Raw genomic sequence first — 13,502 nt, 5'->3', positions numbered from 1 at the left:
GTGGGTGGGTGGGTGGGGGTTAGTGCAGGACTGTGGGGGGTTCGGCTAGGCGGGGGGTTAGAGGGGTTTTCGGGGTTAGCCAGCTTGCTGTGGGGGACTGGTCGGGGTTTACCTGCCAGTTGCGGGAGACCCGGTCTACCGCGATCGGGTAGACGGTCAGCGTCCCGTCCGGGTCGATGCGCAGCCGCAGGAACACTTTGGAGTCCTCGATGCCCTGGCCGGCGAAGAGTTCGTTGACGTTCACCCCGAACGAGCTCGCCACCAGCAGATATGCCGCCACCAGCTGGCTGGCGACCAGGCCGATCACCGGGCCGTAGAGCACCACTGCGGCGACCGCCGGCAGCGGCCACGGCCAGTGGTAGAACGGCAGCGCCAACCACGCCCAGGTGCCGGCCGCGGCAAGGGCCACATGTGCCACGCCGTGGCCGACGCCGAGGATCCAGTGCCGTGCGTGCCGTTTGCCGCTCGCGCTGGGCGGCTTGGCGAACAGGGCCGCCGCCAGCACTGTCACGAGCACCATCAGCACCAGCGGGACGCTGAACAGCCGCTGGCTGGTGCTGTCGGCCCAGTTGGCCGTCGCACCCGCCATGGCCAGCATCAACAGGGTGTGCAGAATGCCGAGCAGCGTGGCGAAGCCCGGATTGCGGAACGGCAGCCGGGAGAACGCGCCCCAGCCGTAGCGACGGGAGCGGGCTGCGTCCGGATAGCGGGCCACCAGGTCGTACGGCCGGGCGGAGCTGGCCCGCCGTGCCAGCGTGTCCCGCGGCGGCACCTCGATGCGCTCCGGCAGCTTGTGGGTGGGGTAGAGGTACGCGCCGCCGCCGCCGCATGTGATCAGTTGCCGGTCCGGCCCGGAATAGCGGGCGTAGTGGTGCAGGTCGCCGGAGAGCAGCAGCCGCACCTGCCCCCCGGTCGGGTCGATGATCGTCCGGATGAAGTAGTCGATCGAGTCGTACGCCGTCGGGTTGTCGGCAGCCTTGACCCAGGTCGGAGCCGGCGCCGCAATGATCACCTTCGACTCCGGGCCGAGCCGCCGGGCCACCTCGTCGAAGTAGGCCAGTTGCGGGTCGTCCAGGTACGAGCCGGACTGGTCATCCACGCCGAGCAGCCACCAGCCGGCCGGCAGCTCCACGGCGAAGTACGACCGTGACTGCCCGGTGCCCCACCCGGCGAAGTGGCGGTCCCGGGAGCGGACGAACAACCGCAGGAATGCCGTCAGGCCGTCGTACCAGTCGTGGTTGCCCGGCACCGCGAAGAGCGTGGGCTTCTCGGGCGGCGCCGTTGGCAGCGCGGCCTGGTAGGGGCCCTTGCACCGGTTCTCGTACTCCTCGTAGGCCGCCGACGGGTAGACCTGGTCGCCGCCCATCACCAGGGTCTGCGCCCGGGGCAGCCGGTGCCCGTCCACCGACAGCTCCGGCTGCGTCAGCAGGTACGCCACGGAGTACGTGGCGTTGAAGCCGTCACCCAGGTCGGCCACGTAGTCGAGCCACAGCCCGCCGTCCGGTCCGACCTGGCGGAAGACGTCGTCGCCGAACGCGTTCTGCAACTCGCGCTTGTCCAGGTACGCACCGAACAGCACCGCGAGCAGCGTCCGGATGCCGGTGCTGATCAGCAGGAACGGGGCCAGCCATGGCACCGGCTTGCGTGGCGTGAAGCCCAACTCCAGCGGGTCGGTGCTGCGCGGGCGGTGGGCGGCGCGTTCGCCGCCCGGCGGGCGGGCAGGACGCTCCGGGTGGGGGGAATCGTCGCGTTCGTCGCTCACCCGCCGCAGCGTAGTCCCGCCCCCCGATCACCCGCTGTCCGGTAAACGGCTGGATGGCGGCCGATGTCCGGTTGGCGACGGCCCGACTGGTCGGGGTATCCCGTTCGAGCGGTGGGCGGGTGGTGCCGTACACTTGCTGATCGTTGCCGCCTTAGCTCAGTCGGCTAGAGCGACGCACTCGTAATGCGTAGGTCGACGGTTCGATTCCGTCAGGCGGCTCGGCACGGAAGCCCAGGTCATCGACCTGGGCTTCGCCGTTTCCCAGGGCCAATCAGGTTGCTCGACCAAGTCGGGGATGCTCCCGTTGGTCATCACTCACGACCGAGGGGCGTTGGTCGGCAGCCGCTACCGCGCCGCCGTGGACGTCGCCGTCAACGGAGCGCCAGGCCCGTGGTGCCCGGCCAGGAGATTCGCCGGCGCCGACTGAGCTTTCCGCAGCACACCGGTGGAGCCATTGGGCGCGCCCGGCCCGACGGAGCGTCGAGCCGGGCGCGATCAGGTGCCTATGCCACGAAGTGGGAACGGCGTCGGCGTGCGATCAGGTAGCCCCCGCCGCCGAGGAGCAGAAGTGCACCACCAATGCCGGCCAGGGTCGTGGTGTCGGCACCGGTCACGGGCAACCCGCCGCCCTCGCCGCCCGGAGCGCCGGGGGTGGTGGAGGAAGTGGAGGTCGGTGCGACGGTCGTCGTGGCGCTGGGCGTGGCGCTCGGTGTCGTCGTGGGCTGAGACGTCGGCGTCGGCGTGGGCTGAGACGCGCAATCAAGTGCCCGGGCGGCGTACAGGCCGTCGTTCAGGTAATCCAGGTAGCCATCGACGGCCCCCTCGTCGAGCACCTTCTGCGTGGCCGCCTTCACGTTGGGGCCAGCGCCCGTCAACGTCCGGACCACCGAGATCCGCAGAGCCGTCGACCAGGCCTGCTGAACCTCCGTCTTGAGGAATGCGCGGAGCTCATCCGAACTGCCGTCCAGCCGCTTCTGGATGATGTCAGGCAGAACGGGCAACGAGTCGGCGTTTGCCGCAGTCAGGATCTGGCCGGTCAACACCCGCAGTTCCACAGTGGTGGCGGTATCCAGGTCGATGGTGATCAGCTTGCGGATGTCCGTGTACGACTTGCGTTCGACGGTTTGGCAGGCATCGATTGGCCCGGGCGATTCGACTTGAGCCATCGCCGGTGCCGCCGGAATCAAAAAGGCCAGTGCCATTAGGGCACCGGCTGGGACCTTCCATCGCATGTAGATCTTCCTCCCCGTTGCAGATCAGAACATGGAGATGCTATCGACAGCGGGTGGAAAAGCAAGAAGGGATGGACGATCTTCAGCGCGCAATCGGCAACTCGCAGCACAGGGAAGCTACTCAAATCCCTCTACAGGGGATGAAAGCCCACACCTAGATCATTTCGCTGGGAACGAGTAACCGGCACGGGTTCCCGGCGTCGATCCCGCAGCACCCGCTGACGCACTCGACCTGCAGAAGATGATGCATTTGCTCAGGGGCAACGGTATTTCGACCGACACTTCCGCCATTGCCGATCCTTCGGTCGCGCCCGCCGAAACCGTTCCCTGACGGGCAGCTTACGAGTGGCTGGTGGCAAGTGCGGCAGCCACACGTGACGCCTCGCGTCGACCCTGGTCTCACCGGTGCGCTGGAGAGCGGCGTGGCGCAGCTCGCGGCGACGGCGTCCACGAGGGGGACCCCGGTGACTGTACGAGGTGCGGGTTTCTGCCAACCAGTCGTCAACGTCCGCCCGGAGACGCTAGGTCAGAGGGGAAAGTCGCGACGCTTGAGCTTTGCCATCCGGCCGTCCGGGTGATGCCAGACGACACCCTCCCAATCCGGGTGAGCCAGCAGCCACTCGCGCAGCCCGTCGTGGTCCAGCGGTGCCTTCTTCAACTCATCGACGTCGTCGCTGGCGCAGAAGCCGTGGCGGATGAGCTGGTGGCCCGTGACCCGCTCCGGGTTGCCGTTGACCTTCGGCCCGACCAGCTCGTAGGTCGCACCGAGCTGAGGGCCGGCGATGCGATCGGCGTCGATGATCGCTTCGAGAGCCTCGGCATGGAACGTGGCGAAGGCCGACTGCTCGATCGGCTCCCAGCCGACGGTCTTGCCGGTCGCGTCATCGGTCATGACTGGCTGGTACCCCGGCGGTGTGGCCCTGCCCGGCTTCACCTCACGGCGGGCCGACCAGCGCTCCCCGTCGTACATCACGCAGGTGCCGTCGTACTTGCGGGTGGCGGTCCCCTCGCCGTCGAGCACCCACTGGCAGTCCGGGTGGACATCCGATGTCACCCGACGCATGTCGTCGGGGTCGCGTCGGAACAGGGTCGGGATCTTCCGCACGCTCGGCGTCCTTTCCTGTCCGGCAGTCGTTGGTCGGCCGGCTTCGCACAGCATGAAGGAGCGGTGCTGCCGGCCGCCATGTCTTATCGTGACTCCGCGAGCCGGGCCCGGAGCGGTCACTGCGCGACGGTGCCCGTCCGACGATCTGGAGGCTTCCGCCCATGACCTTCGTACCGATGACCATCAGCCTGCCCATCGCCGACCGTGCCACCTCGTACCGCTTCTACCGCGACGGTCTCGGCCTCGACGCCGTCGGCGAGCTGGCCGACGACGGCCTCCCGGAGCCGTTGCAGTTCGTCGTCAACGACGGTCTGCGGCTGATGCTGATCCCGACCGGGGGCTTCGGTTGGGTGATCGGCCAGCACGAGGTCGCCACACGGGGGCAGAGCGAGTGCGTGCTCAGCCTCGGCGTCGCCTCGCCCACCGACGCGGATGCGATCGTCGAGCGGGCGCGTGCCGCCGGCGGCGAGGTGATCACCGAGCCGAAAGCCCAACCCTGGGGGTACGCGGCTGTCTTCGCCGATCCCGACGGTCACCTGTGGATGGTGTCGACCGCCCCGTAGTGAGCCCGCCCCAGGCGACGGAAGTGTCGGTGGTGGTCGATACGGTCCGGCGGTGACCATGACCACCGATGCCGCACCGACGATGCCCACCCCTGCCGACGAGGCCCGACTGTGGTCGCTCATCGAGTCGGCGTGGGCCGAGTTGGGCCCCGAGCCCCTGGCGCTGCGGCAGGCCCTCGTCGAGCGCGACCCCGCCGACGAGGACGACGGCCCGTCCTTCGCGATCGGCGACTGGCTGGACCCGTTCCTGGACCGTCTCGGTCACCTGAGTGCCGAGCTGACCGGGCCCGAGCTGACCGACCTCGACCGGGTGGTGGAGCGCAAGCTGCACGACATTGATCGGGAGGACATCCACGAGGTGACCGACGGGTCCGACGACGGTTTCCTCTATTGCCGGGGGTTCATCGTCGCTCTCGGCCGGGCATACTACGAGGCCGTCTGCGCCAACCCCGCCATGGCTCTGCTGGATGCCGACTGCGAGGAGATGTGCTATTTCTTCTCCCACCTGCACAACGAGCGGTTCGGTTCCTGGCCGGAGACCGGCTCCGGCATCTCCCGCGAGTCGTTTGGCAATCCCGCTGGCTGGTCGGCCTGACGGCGGCACCGTCGACAGTGGTCCGGGGGAGTCAGACGTAGGTCTTCGTCGCGTACTCCGGGCCGTAGTGCCGTTCCAGGTCTTCGAGGCTCTCCATCGGCGCCTCGACCTCCTTGATCAGGCGTGCTCGCGACGGCAGCGCGTCGGGCTGCCAGGTTTCCGGCCGCCACAACGCGGACCGTAGGAACGCCTTCGCGCAGTGGTAGAAGATCTGTTCGATCTCCACCACCACGGCGAGCACCGGCCGGTGCCCCTTGACCACCATGTCGTCGAACCACGGTGCGTCGCGGACCAGGCGGGCGCGCCCGTTGATCCGCAGGGTGTCGGTCCGCCCCGGGATCAGGAAGAGCAGCCCGATGTGCGGGTTGTCGAGGATGTTGCGATAGCCGTCGGCCCGCCTGTTGCCGGGCCGCTCGGGCAGCGCGATGGTCGTGTCGTCCAGCACCAGGGCGAACCCGGCCGGGTCGCCCTTGGGGGAGACGTCGCAACTGCCGTCCGCGCCGGCCGTGGCCACCAGACAGAACGGTGCGGCGGCGAGCCAGTCCCGGTCCCGCTCGTGCAGGCGGGTGCGTTCCTTGTCGGCCGCCCGCGCGGTCGGCACCCCGAGCAGGTCGCGCAACTCCTCGTGCGAGGTGATCTCCACCGTCACGTTGATCCTCCCTCAGGCGTTGAGCCGGTGGCGGGCACCACCATTCGTCAGCCTAGGTCGGGGTGACCAGCGCGAGGTTTGTGCCGGGTTGCCGGGGGTACGGCCCCATCCGACGCGCCCGCCGCAAACGAGACCGTTCCGCAGGACGCCGATCAGTGGAGGCCGGGAGATGGAGAGCCGACTCAAGGTGCTGGGTCACCCAGTCCATCCGATGCTGGTCATGTTCCCGGTCGCGTTGCTGGTCACCGCGGTGCTGTTCGACGTGGTGGACACCGTGGGCGGTCCCGACTTCCTCGGGGAGGTCGCGTACTGGAACATCACGGTCGGCCTGATCGGCGGCCTGCTCGCCGCGGCGGCCGGCTCGTTCGACCTGCTGGCCATCCCGACCGGCACCCGCGCCAAGCGGGTGGGCCTGCTGCACGCGGGCGCCAACGTCGCGGTGATCCTTCTCTTCGCCGCCGTGTGGGCGGTACGGCTCAACGCGGACTCCCGGGCTGCTGGTGGCGCGCTGATCGCCATCGAGGTGGTCGCGGTGGCGATCCTCGGCATCAGCGCCTGGCTCGGCGGCGAGTTGGTCGACCGGCTCGGTGTGGGCGTCGACCGAGATGCCGGCCTGGACGCGCCCAGCTCACTACGACCGTCGACGGCCAAGCAGCGGATCGGAGAGATGTGATGAGTGAGCAGCAGGCCAGCGGCTTCGGGCGGGGATGGCGGGGCAGCCGGCAGCAGGGCTGGGACCCGATGGGCGAGCTGCAGTCGCTGCGCGCCGAGCTGAGCCGCCTGGTCGGTGGTCGGGCCGGGGCGTCCGACGTCGAGCTGACCGAGACCTCGGACGGCTGGGAGGTCGTCGTCCGGCTGCCCGGTGTCGCGCCGGAGGAGGTGGCGGTCGAGCTGGACGACCGGGAGCTGTGCGTGCGGGCCCGCTCCGAGGCGGAGGTCAACGCCGACCAGGGCATCCCCGGCGGCTTCGAGACCCGCGGCTTCGAATACCGCGTCAACCTGCCGTCCCGGGTCGACCCGGACGCCATCGACGCCGTGATGGACCATGGCCTGCTCCGGGTCCGTTTGCCCCGGGCGACACGGCCCACGCCGCGCACCATCACCGTCGGTCGCACCGGTCCGCGTTCCGGCGACTACTCCACTGGTACGCCGATGCCGGCCGATCCCGCTGCGGACCGGGAGCTGCACCGGCCGGACACCGTCGACGAGATCGACCGGCCGTAGCGGGGCTGCGTGGTAACCCCGTCTCTGCTCGGCCCGACCGCCGAGCGTGTCCCCGACGTGCGGCGGATCGCCGTGCTGCGCGCCAACGCGCTTGGCGACTTCGTGTTCGCCCTGCCGGCGCTGGACGCCCTGCGTGCCGCGTACCCCTCGGCGGAGATCGTGCTGCTCGGCGCGCCGTGGCACGCGAAGCTCTGGCGCGACCGGCCCGGCCCGGTGGACCGGGTGCTGGTGGTGCCGCCGGCACCCGGTATCCGCACTCCGGAGGCGGGTGAGCCGGAGTCGTCGATGGACGACTTCCTGGCGGCTGCCACCGGTGAGGGCTTCGACCTGGCCGTGCAGATCCACGGTGGCGGTGCCAACTCCAACCCGCTGATCAGTCGTCTCGGCGCCCGGGTGACCGTCGGTCTGCGCGCCGAGGACGCGCCGCCGCTTGATCGATGGCTCCGCTACGTCTACTACCAGCACGAGGTGATCCGCTACCTGGAGGTGGTGGCGCTGGTGGGCGCGACGGCGACCGCCATCATGCCGACGCTGGCGGTGACCGACGCCGACCGGACCGAGGCGTTGCGGGTGCTCGGCCCGGCGGGTCGACCGCGGGTGGCGTTGCATCCGGGTGCCACCGACACCCGCCGTCGCTGGCCCGCCGAGCGCTTCGCCGAGGTGGCGCGTGAGCTGCACGGCGCCGGGTACGAGGTGCTGGTCACCGGCACGCCCTCCGAGCAGGAGGTGGTGGACCGGGTGGTCGCTGCGGCGGGGGTGCCGGTCCGACCGCAGGTGGGCACGCTCAGCCTCGGCGGGCTGGTGGGTTGCTACGCCGACTGCGCGCTGGTCGTCTCCAACGACACCGGCCCGCTGCACCTGGCCGCCGCGGTGGGCACCTCGACGGTGGGCATCTTCTGGGTCGGCAACCTGATCAATACGGCCAACCCTTTGCGCGGCCGGCACCGGCCGATCTGCTCCTGGACGGTGCACTGCCCGGTCTGCGGGGTGGACTGCACGCCGGGCATCTATCCGCACCGGCCCGGCGACGGCGAGTGCCCGCACCGGGATTCCTTCGTCACCGACATTCCGGTGATCGAGGTGCTGGAAGCCGCCCGGGAGCTGCTCGCACCGTAGTAACGGCGCTCAGGCCGGCTGTGGGGTGTCCTCGTCGGCGAGGACGACCTCCCACGCCTCGACGTCCCGGTCGGTGACCGTGGTGGGGGACTCCAGGTGGTACGCGCCGCTGGGCAGGATGCCCGCTCCGCCGTACCGGGCCAGCACCGCGAGTTGGGCGGCCACGTCCTCGCCCTGGTGCTTCTCCTGCACCCGCCGCCAGAAGTCGAAGCCACCGGCGTCGACGAGCTTGGCCCGGTCGTAGAGCACACACCCGCCGATCCAGGAGACCTTGTAGGCCCGCCACGCGCCCGGCGGCAACGCCAGGTGTTCGGTGATGTGCAGCAGGTTGGCCGCCGAGTGGATCCGGGCGCGGTTCCACTCCGGGGTGTCGGGTCGGACCCGCTCGGGTGTGGGTGGGCCGATCCACTCCTCGTAATGCCCGTGCGATTCTGGCCGCAGGTCGTCGGCGTACGAGAGCCCGTGCACACCGTTGCCGACGAAACCGCAGCCCAGCTCACCGATCGCGGTGACCAGCCGGTGCAGCGCCCCCGGTTCCAGCCAAATGTCGTCGTCGAGGCTGAGGACGTACCGGGCGGCCGAGGCGGCGAGCAGGTACGCCCGGTGTTCGGCCAACCCCCGGCGGGGCAGCCGGCGGGTCAGCAGCACCGGGTGACCCCGGTGACGCAGCGCCCGGACCATGGTGGCCGCGGCGGGATGCGCGTACGCCGGATCCCCGTCGGACTGGTCGCTGACGACCACCCCGAAGCCGGGCACCCCGTCCTGGGCGGCGAGCCCGCCCAGGGTGACCGCCAGCTCGGCGGGCCGGTTCCGGGTCGGAATCAGCACGTCGACCAGCCGGTCGCTGCGGAACTCCTCCGGGCCGCCGAGGTCGAGAGGGCGGTTCACGACGTCTGGGTGCGGGTGCTCAGCGAGGGGCCGGGCTCCCGGTCCTTGGCGTACGCCGACGGGTCGGGCTCCCGGTCCTTGCTGTGTGACCGGATCCGCTCGATGATCGCCGAGGTGGACCGGTCCGGCACGTACCCCAGGGTGCGCACCTGGCCGCCCAGCCGACGTACCAGTGGCGCCTCCGGCACCAGCTCCGGCGGGTAGTCCCCGCCCTTGACGTAGATGTCCGGCCGGACCGCCTCGATCAGCGCGGCGGGGGAGTCCTCTTCGAAGACCACCACGTGGTCCACGCAGGCGAGCGCGGCGAGCAGGGCACCCCGGTCCTCGACCGGGTTGACCGGCCGGTCCGGGCCCTTCAGCCGGCGTACGCTGCCGTCCGAGTTGACTGCCACGATGAGCAGGTCGCCCAACGCGCGGGCCTGCTCCAGGTAGCGCACGTGCCCCCGGTGCAGCACGTCGAAGCAGCCGTTGGTGAACACCACCGATCGTCCCGCCTCGCGGTACTCGGCGACGATCGCGTCCAGCTCGTCACTGCCGACCAGCGCGGGGTGGCTCGTGGTCTCGCTCGGCTGGTTGAGCGCCGTGAGCAGGTCCTCCCGCCGGCACACGCAGGTGCCGGTGTCGGACACGGTGATGGTGGCCGCCAACTGGGCGAGCTGGGCGGCGGTGGGCAGCGGCGCTTCGGCGGCCAGGGCCAACGTCATCGCTGCCAGGTACGCGTCGCCGGCGCCCACGGCGTGGCTCGCCGGGACCGGGGTGCTGTGGCTGCGTCGCGGCTCCCCGTCGGCGCCGCCGACCACCGCGCCATCGGTGTCCAGGGTGACCGCGACCACGTCGGCGCCGGTGTGCGCCCGCAGCTCGGCCAGGCGTGACTCGGCCAGGACGGCCCGGTCGACTCCCTCCCCGGCCTGGGTGTTCACGGTGACGCCGGTGCCGGTGACGCTGAGCCCGTCGCCGGTGAGTGCCACCCGGCCCTCACCCGGGGTGGGTTCACCGACCGGCCCGGGGCGGTCGGCCCGCGGCGACTCCAGGGTCGGCTCGGCAGGGACATCGTCGGTGCGGGCCTCGCCCGGTGCGGCACCCACGGTCATTTCGGATGGCCCGTCGGATGGGTCGCCGTCGGGGTGTTCCAGGTGCAGTTCCGTCCCGGCCGCCGGTCGGGTCGTGCCGCCGGCCCGCGCCAGCAGCCGGGTCGCCTCGGCGAAGCTGGGTGTGACCACGGTCGGCGCGAGGCCCCGCCAGTCGGCCAGGTCGTGGGCGTCCAGCGCGACCGTGGCGTACCGCTCGCGTTGCTCGACCAGCCACGCGCGGACCGGCGCGGGCAGCGCACCCAGGCCGTAGTCGCAGACCACGAGGGTCGGCGCCTCCCCACCGGCGGCGGCGCGCAGCTCCTCGGTGGCGCAGTCCAGGGCGGTGAGCAGCCGGGTCACGCCCTCCGGGTCGAGTGCGTCGTCCGGGTCGCCGGAGTCCTCGCGCAGCAGGATCTGGTTGCCGGCCAGCATCCGCCTCTTCACCGGGGTGGGCCGACCGGGCTGGTTGACCGTGCGGTCCCAGACGCCGGCGCGGTCCAGGCAGTCGTGCAGTTCGTCGCCGGCCACGTCGGCGCCGACCGGTGCCACCAGCACCGCCCGGCCGCCCAGGGTGGCGACGTTGACCGCGGTGTTCGCGGCCCCACCGGCGGCGGAGATCCGTCGACGCAGGGTGAGGACGGGGGCGGGCGCCTCCCGGCAGAGCCGGTCGGAGTCGGCGAACCGCCATTCGTCCAGCATGGCGTCGCCGACGATCAGGACTGGGCGTCCGAGCCAGCTCTCCACGACGGTGGCGAGCCGGCGCTGTTCCGCTGCTGCTCCTGCCATGCCTCCCCGGGTCCCCAGCGCCCCCACGGCCAAACCCCGCGCGGCGACCGGTCGGACCTGCGGTTTCGTCAACCAGGTGTTCCTCCTGGCACGGCTGGGCTGTTTCGGGCGTTCGGGGTCGGGAAGGGAGTTGAGGTATCCCCGGAGAGGAGATGTACCGACATGGCAGCGACATTGCAGGGCAAGCGGATCGCCTTCCTGGCCGCCGACGGCGTCGAGGAGGTCGAGTACGTCCAGCCGCGCGAGGCGGTCGAGAACGCCGGCGCGACGGTCGAGCTGGTCTCGCTCAAGCCCGGTTCCATCCAGTCCTTCAACCACCTGGACCAGTCCAAGACGTACGACGTGGACGTGACCGCGGACCAGGCGGACGCCGGCGGCTACGACGCGTTGGTGCTGCCCGGAGGGGTGGCGAACCCGGACTTTCTGCGGAGCGACCCGGACGCGGTGCGGTTCGTGAAGGCGTTCTTCGACGCGGGCAAGCCGGTCGGGGTGATCTGTCACGGCCCGTGGACGCTGATCGAAGCGGACGTGGTGCGTGGTCGGCGGCTCACCTCCTGGCCCAGCCTGCGTACCGACCTGACCAACGCCGGCGCAACCTGGGTCGACGAGGAGTGCGTCACCGACGGCAACCTGACCAGCAGCCGCAAGCCCGACGACCTCCCGGCCTTCTGCCAAAAGATCACCGAAACCTTCGCCCGCCCCTAATCCCTGTTGATCAAGAGGTTTGCGTCACGACGCGCGCGTGAACTGACGCAAACCTCTTGATCAACAAGAGGGGTTTCCCGTTCGGGCGCATGTTCTGCGGCTTGCGGGATAGAAGGGCACATGACCACCGAAGCCTCCGCCGCGCCGGTGCTGAATCGTCAGCAGATCCGGCTGCTCATGATCGGTCTGATGACCGGCATGCTGCTGGCCGCCCTCGACCAGACCATCGTCGGTACGGCCCTGCCGACCATCGTCGGCGAGTTGGGCGGGATCAACCACTACTCGTGGGTGGTGACCGCGTACCTGCTCGCCTCGACCGCGTCGACGCCGCTGTACGGCAAGATGGCCGACCTGTACGGGCGTCGCCCGGTCTTCCTCTTCTCGATCGGCACGTTCCTGGTCGGGTCGTTGCTGGCCGGCCTGTCGCAGAACATGACCCAGCTGATCATCACCCGGGGTATCCAGGGCATCGGCGCGGGTGGTCTGCTGACACTGGCGTTCACCATCATCTCGGACGTGGTGTCACCCCGGGAGCGGGGCCGCTACCAGGGCCTCTTCGGCGCGGTCTTCGGGATCTCGTCGGTGGCCGGGCCGCTGGTCGGTGGTTACTTCGCGGAGACCGACTGGCGGTGGATCTTCTACATCAACGTGCCGCTGGCGATCCTCGCCATCATCGTCTGCTACCACGTGATGCGGCTGATCCCGTTCGAGCGCCGGGACCACGCGATCGACTGGCTCGGCGCCGGCCTGCTGGTCGCCGGGGTGAGCTGCCTGCTGCTCGCGCTGAGCTGGGGTGGCAACGAGTACCCCTGGGGCTCCGGCGTGATCATCGGCCTCTTCGTCGCGGGCGCGGTGCTCGCCGTGCTCTTCGTGCTCCAGGAGGCCCGGGTCGCCGAGCCCATCCTGCCGCTGCGGCTGTTCCGCAGCGCGACCTTCGCGCTCGCCAACTCGGCCGGCTTCGTGCTCGGCCTGGTGATGTTCGGGTCGATCATCTTCATCCCGCTGTACCTGCAGATCGTCAAGGGCGCCTCGCCGACCCGAAGCGGTCTACTGATGCTGCCGATGATGGCCGGCATCATCGTCACCTCGATCCTCACCGGGCGGGCGATGAGCCGGATCGGCCGGTACAAGTGGTTCCCGGTGGCCGGGTCGGTGACCCTGGTGGTGGGCATGCTGCTCTTCACCCAACTGCACGTGAACACGTCGCTCTGGCTGGCGTTCGGCTTCATGGTGGTGATCGGGGTCGGCCTGGGTCTGTGCATGCAGTCGCTGATTCTCGGCGTGCAGAACGCGGTTTCCGTCCGTGACCTGGGCGCCGGCACCTCCTCGGCGACGTTCTTCCGGTCGCTGGGTGGATCGTTCGGGGTGGCGATCCTCGGTACGGTGCTCTCCTCGCGACTCAATTCGCAGCTCGCCGACCGGCTGCCCGGCGCGATCGCCCAACTGCCACCGGACCAGCGGGCCGCCGTGACGGCCAGCGGCGGCACGAACATCTCGATCAACGACCCGGCGACCATCCTGGCCCTGCCCGGTGCGGTCCGGGGCGCCATCCAGACGTCCTTCGTGGAGTCGCTGCACCTGGTCTTCCTGACCACCGGTCTGATCGCCATCGTGGCGGTGCTGGTCACCCTGGCGATGCCCAACGCTCAGCTGCGGGGCGCCGGCCCGGAGGGCGCCACCGGCGGTGCCGACCCGCTCGGCGGTGAGGCGCCGGCGCCGGGCGGAAAGCCGCTGACGCGCGAATCCAAGGAGGAGGCGGCCGCCGACATGGAGGCCAAGTCCCAGACGATGATCTGATCGCGTCCAC

13 protein-coding genes and 1 tRNA gene are annotated in these 13,502 nt (G+C 70.4%); 8 read left to right on the top strand and 6 right to left on the bottom strand.

The window, feature by feature from the left end; genetic code table 11:
• Nucleotides 1–19: 19 nt before the first annotated feature.
• Nucleotides 20–1,762 carry a metallophosphoesterase gene (locus ABZT18_RS14165; protein WP_355251479.1) on the bottom strand — a complete coding sequence of 581 codons (1,743 nt, stop codon included), beginning with the start codon at nt 1,760–1,762 and terminating at the stop codon, nt 20–22.
• 145 nt (nt 1,763–1,907) lie between these two features.
• Here ABZT18_RS14165 and ABZT18_RS14160 point away from each other — a divergent pair.
• Nucleotides 1,908–1,981 (top strand) — tRNA-Thr (locus ABZT18_RS14160).
• Between the two features lie 284 nt (nt 1,982–2,265).
• Here ABZT18_RS14160 and ABZT18_RS14155 read toward each other — a convergent pair.
• On the bottom strand, nt 2,266–2,994 hold the full coding sequence (locus ABZT18_RS14155; protein WP_355251476.1) for an LPXTG cell wall anchor domain-containing protein: 729 nt from the start codon (nt 2,992–2,994) through the stop codon (nt 2,266–2,268).
• Nucleotides 2,995–3,520: 526 nt separating this feature from the next.
• Nucleotides 3,521–4,099, bottom strand: a complete 579-nt coding sequence (locus ABZT18_RS14150) for a DUF5565 family protein (RefSeq protein WP_355251473.1) — start codon at nt 4,097–4,099, stop codon at nt 3,521–3,523.
• 161 nt (nt 4,100–4,260) lie between these two features.
• Between ABZT18_RS14150 and ABZT18_RS14145 the strand changes: the two genes are divergently transcribed.
• Both ABZT18_RS14145 and ABZT18_RS14140 read left to right on the top strand, forming a co-directional pair.
• Nucleotides 4,261–4,662 carry a VOC family protein gene (locus ABZT18_RS14145; RefSeq protein ID WP_354992635.1) on the top strand — a complete coding sequence of 134 codons (402 nt, stop codon included), beginning with the start codon at nt 4,261–4,263 and terminating at the stop codon, nt 4,660–4,662.
• A 58-nt stretch (nt 4,663–4,720) separates the two neighbouring features.
• Nucleotides 4,721–5,257: a DUF4240 domain-containing protein gene (locus ABZT18_RS14140; RefSeq protein ID WP_355171625.1), complete on the top strand. Its 537-nt coding sequence runs from the start codon at nt 4,721–4,723 to the stop codon at nt 5,255–5,257.
• 31 nt (nt 5,258–5,288) lie between these two features.
• On the opposite strand, the gene ABZT18_RS14135 is transcribed toward ABZT18_RS14140, so the two are convergent.
• Entirely contained in the window at nt 5,289–5,906 is a 618-nt protein-coding gene (locus tag ABZT18_RS14135) for a pyridoxamine 5'-phosphate oxidase family protein (protein ID WP_355251470.1), read from the bottom strand.
• 169 nt (nt 5,907–6,075) lie between these two features.
• On the opposite strand from ABZT18_RS14135, the gene ABZT18_RS14130 reads away from it, so the two are divergent.
• Genes ABZT18_RS14130 through ABZT18_RS14120 form a run of 3 tightly spaced genes read left to right on the top strand, consistent with a single transcriptional unit; the run spans nt 6,076 to nt 8,246 of the window.
• Nucleotides 6,076–6,579, top strand: a complete 504-nt coding sequence (locus ABZT18_RS14130; RefSeq protein ID WP_354992633.1) for a DUF2231 domain-containing protein — start codon at nt 6,076–6,078, stop codon at nt 6,577–6,579.
• Nucleotides 6,579–7,130 (top strand): Hsp20/alpha crystallin family protein, encoded by a 552-nt coding sequence (locus ABZT18_RS14125; RefSeq protein ID WP_354992632.1) that lies wholly within the window; start codon nt 6,579–6,581, stop codon nt 7,128–7,130. Before ABZT18_RS14130 ends, ABZT18_RS14125 begins: the two co-directional genes overlap by 1 nt.
• A gap of 9 nt (nt 7,131–7,139) precedes the next feature.
• The gene (locus tag ABZT18_RS14120; RefSeq protein ID WP_355251467.1) at nt 7,140–8,246 is read left to right on the top strand and encodes a glycosyltransferase family 9 protein; all 1,107 of its coding nucleotides are present in this window, start codon (nt 7,140–7,142) and stop codon (nt 8,244–8,246) included.
• Nucleotides 8,247–8,255: 9 nt separating this feature from the next.
• On the opposite strand, the gene ABZT18_RS14115 is transcribed toward ABZT18_RS14120, so the two are convergent.
• Both ABZT18_RS14115 and rfaE2 read right to left on the bottom strand, forming a co-directional pair.
• Nucleotides 8,256–9,134 (bottom strand): glycosyltransferase, encoded by an 879-nt coding sequence (locus ABZT18_RS14115; RefSeq protein ID WP_355251464.1) that lies wholly within the window; start codon nt 9,132–9,134, stop codon nt 8,256–8,258.
• Entirely contained in the window at nt 9,131–10,990 is a 1,860-nt protein-coding gene (gene rfaE2 / locus ABZT18_RS14110; protein ID WP_355251461.1) for a D-glycero-beta-D-manno-heptose 1-phosphate adenylyltransferase, read from the bottom strand. Before rfaE2 ends, ABZT18_RS14115 begins: the two co-directional genes overlap by 4 nt.
• 162 nt (nt 10,991–11,152) lie before the next feature.
• Between rfaE2 and ABZT18_RS14105 the strand changes: the two genes are divergently transcribed.
• Together ABZT18_RS14105 and ABZT18_RS14100 are read left to right on the top strand one after the other, a co-directional pair.
• Nucleotides 11,153–11,695: a type 1 glutamine amidotransferase domain-containing protein gene (locus ABZT18_RS14105; protein WP_355251458.1), complete on the top strand. Its 543-nt coding sequence runs from the start codon at nt 11,153–11,155 to the stop codon at nt 11,693–11,695.
• Between the two features lie 120 nt (nt 11,696–11,815).
• Nucleotides 11,816–13,492 (top strand): MDR family MFS transporter, encoded by a 1,677-nt coding sequence (locus tag ABZT18_RS14100; protein ID WP_354992627.1) that lies wholly within the window; start codon nt 11,816–11,818, stop codon nt 13,490–13,492.
• The last annotated feature ends 10 nt before the right edge of the window (nt 13,493–13,502 follow it).

Origin of the sequence: Micromonospora sp. NPDC005291 (assembly GCF_040607415.1) — a bacterium.
In the GTDB taxonomy this organism is placed as follows: domain Bacteria; phylum Actinomycetota; class Actinomycetes; order Mycobacteriales; family Micromonosporaceae; genus Micromonospora.
This window is presented reverse-complemented; position numbering and strand designations above follow the sequence as displayed.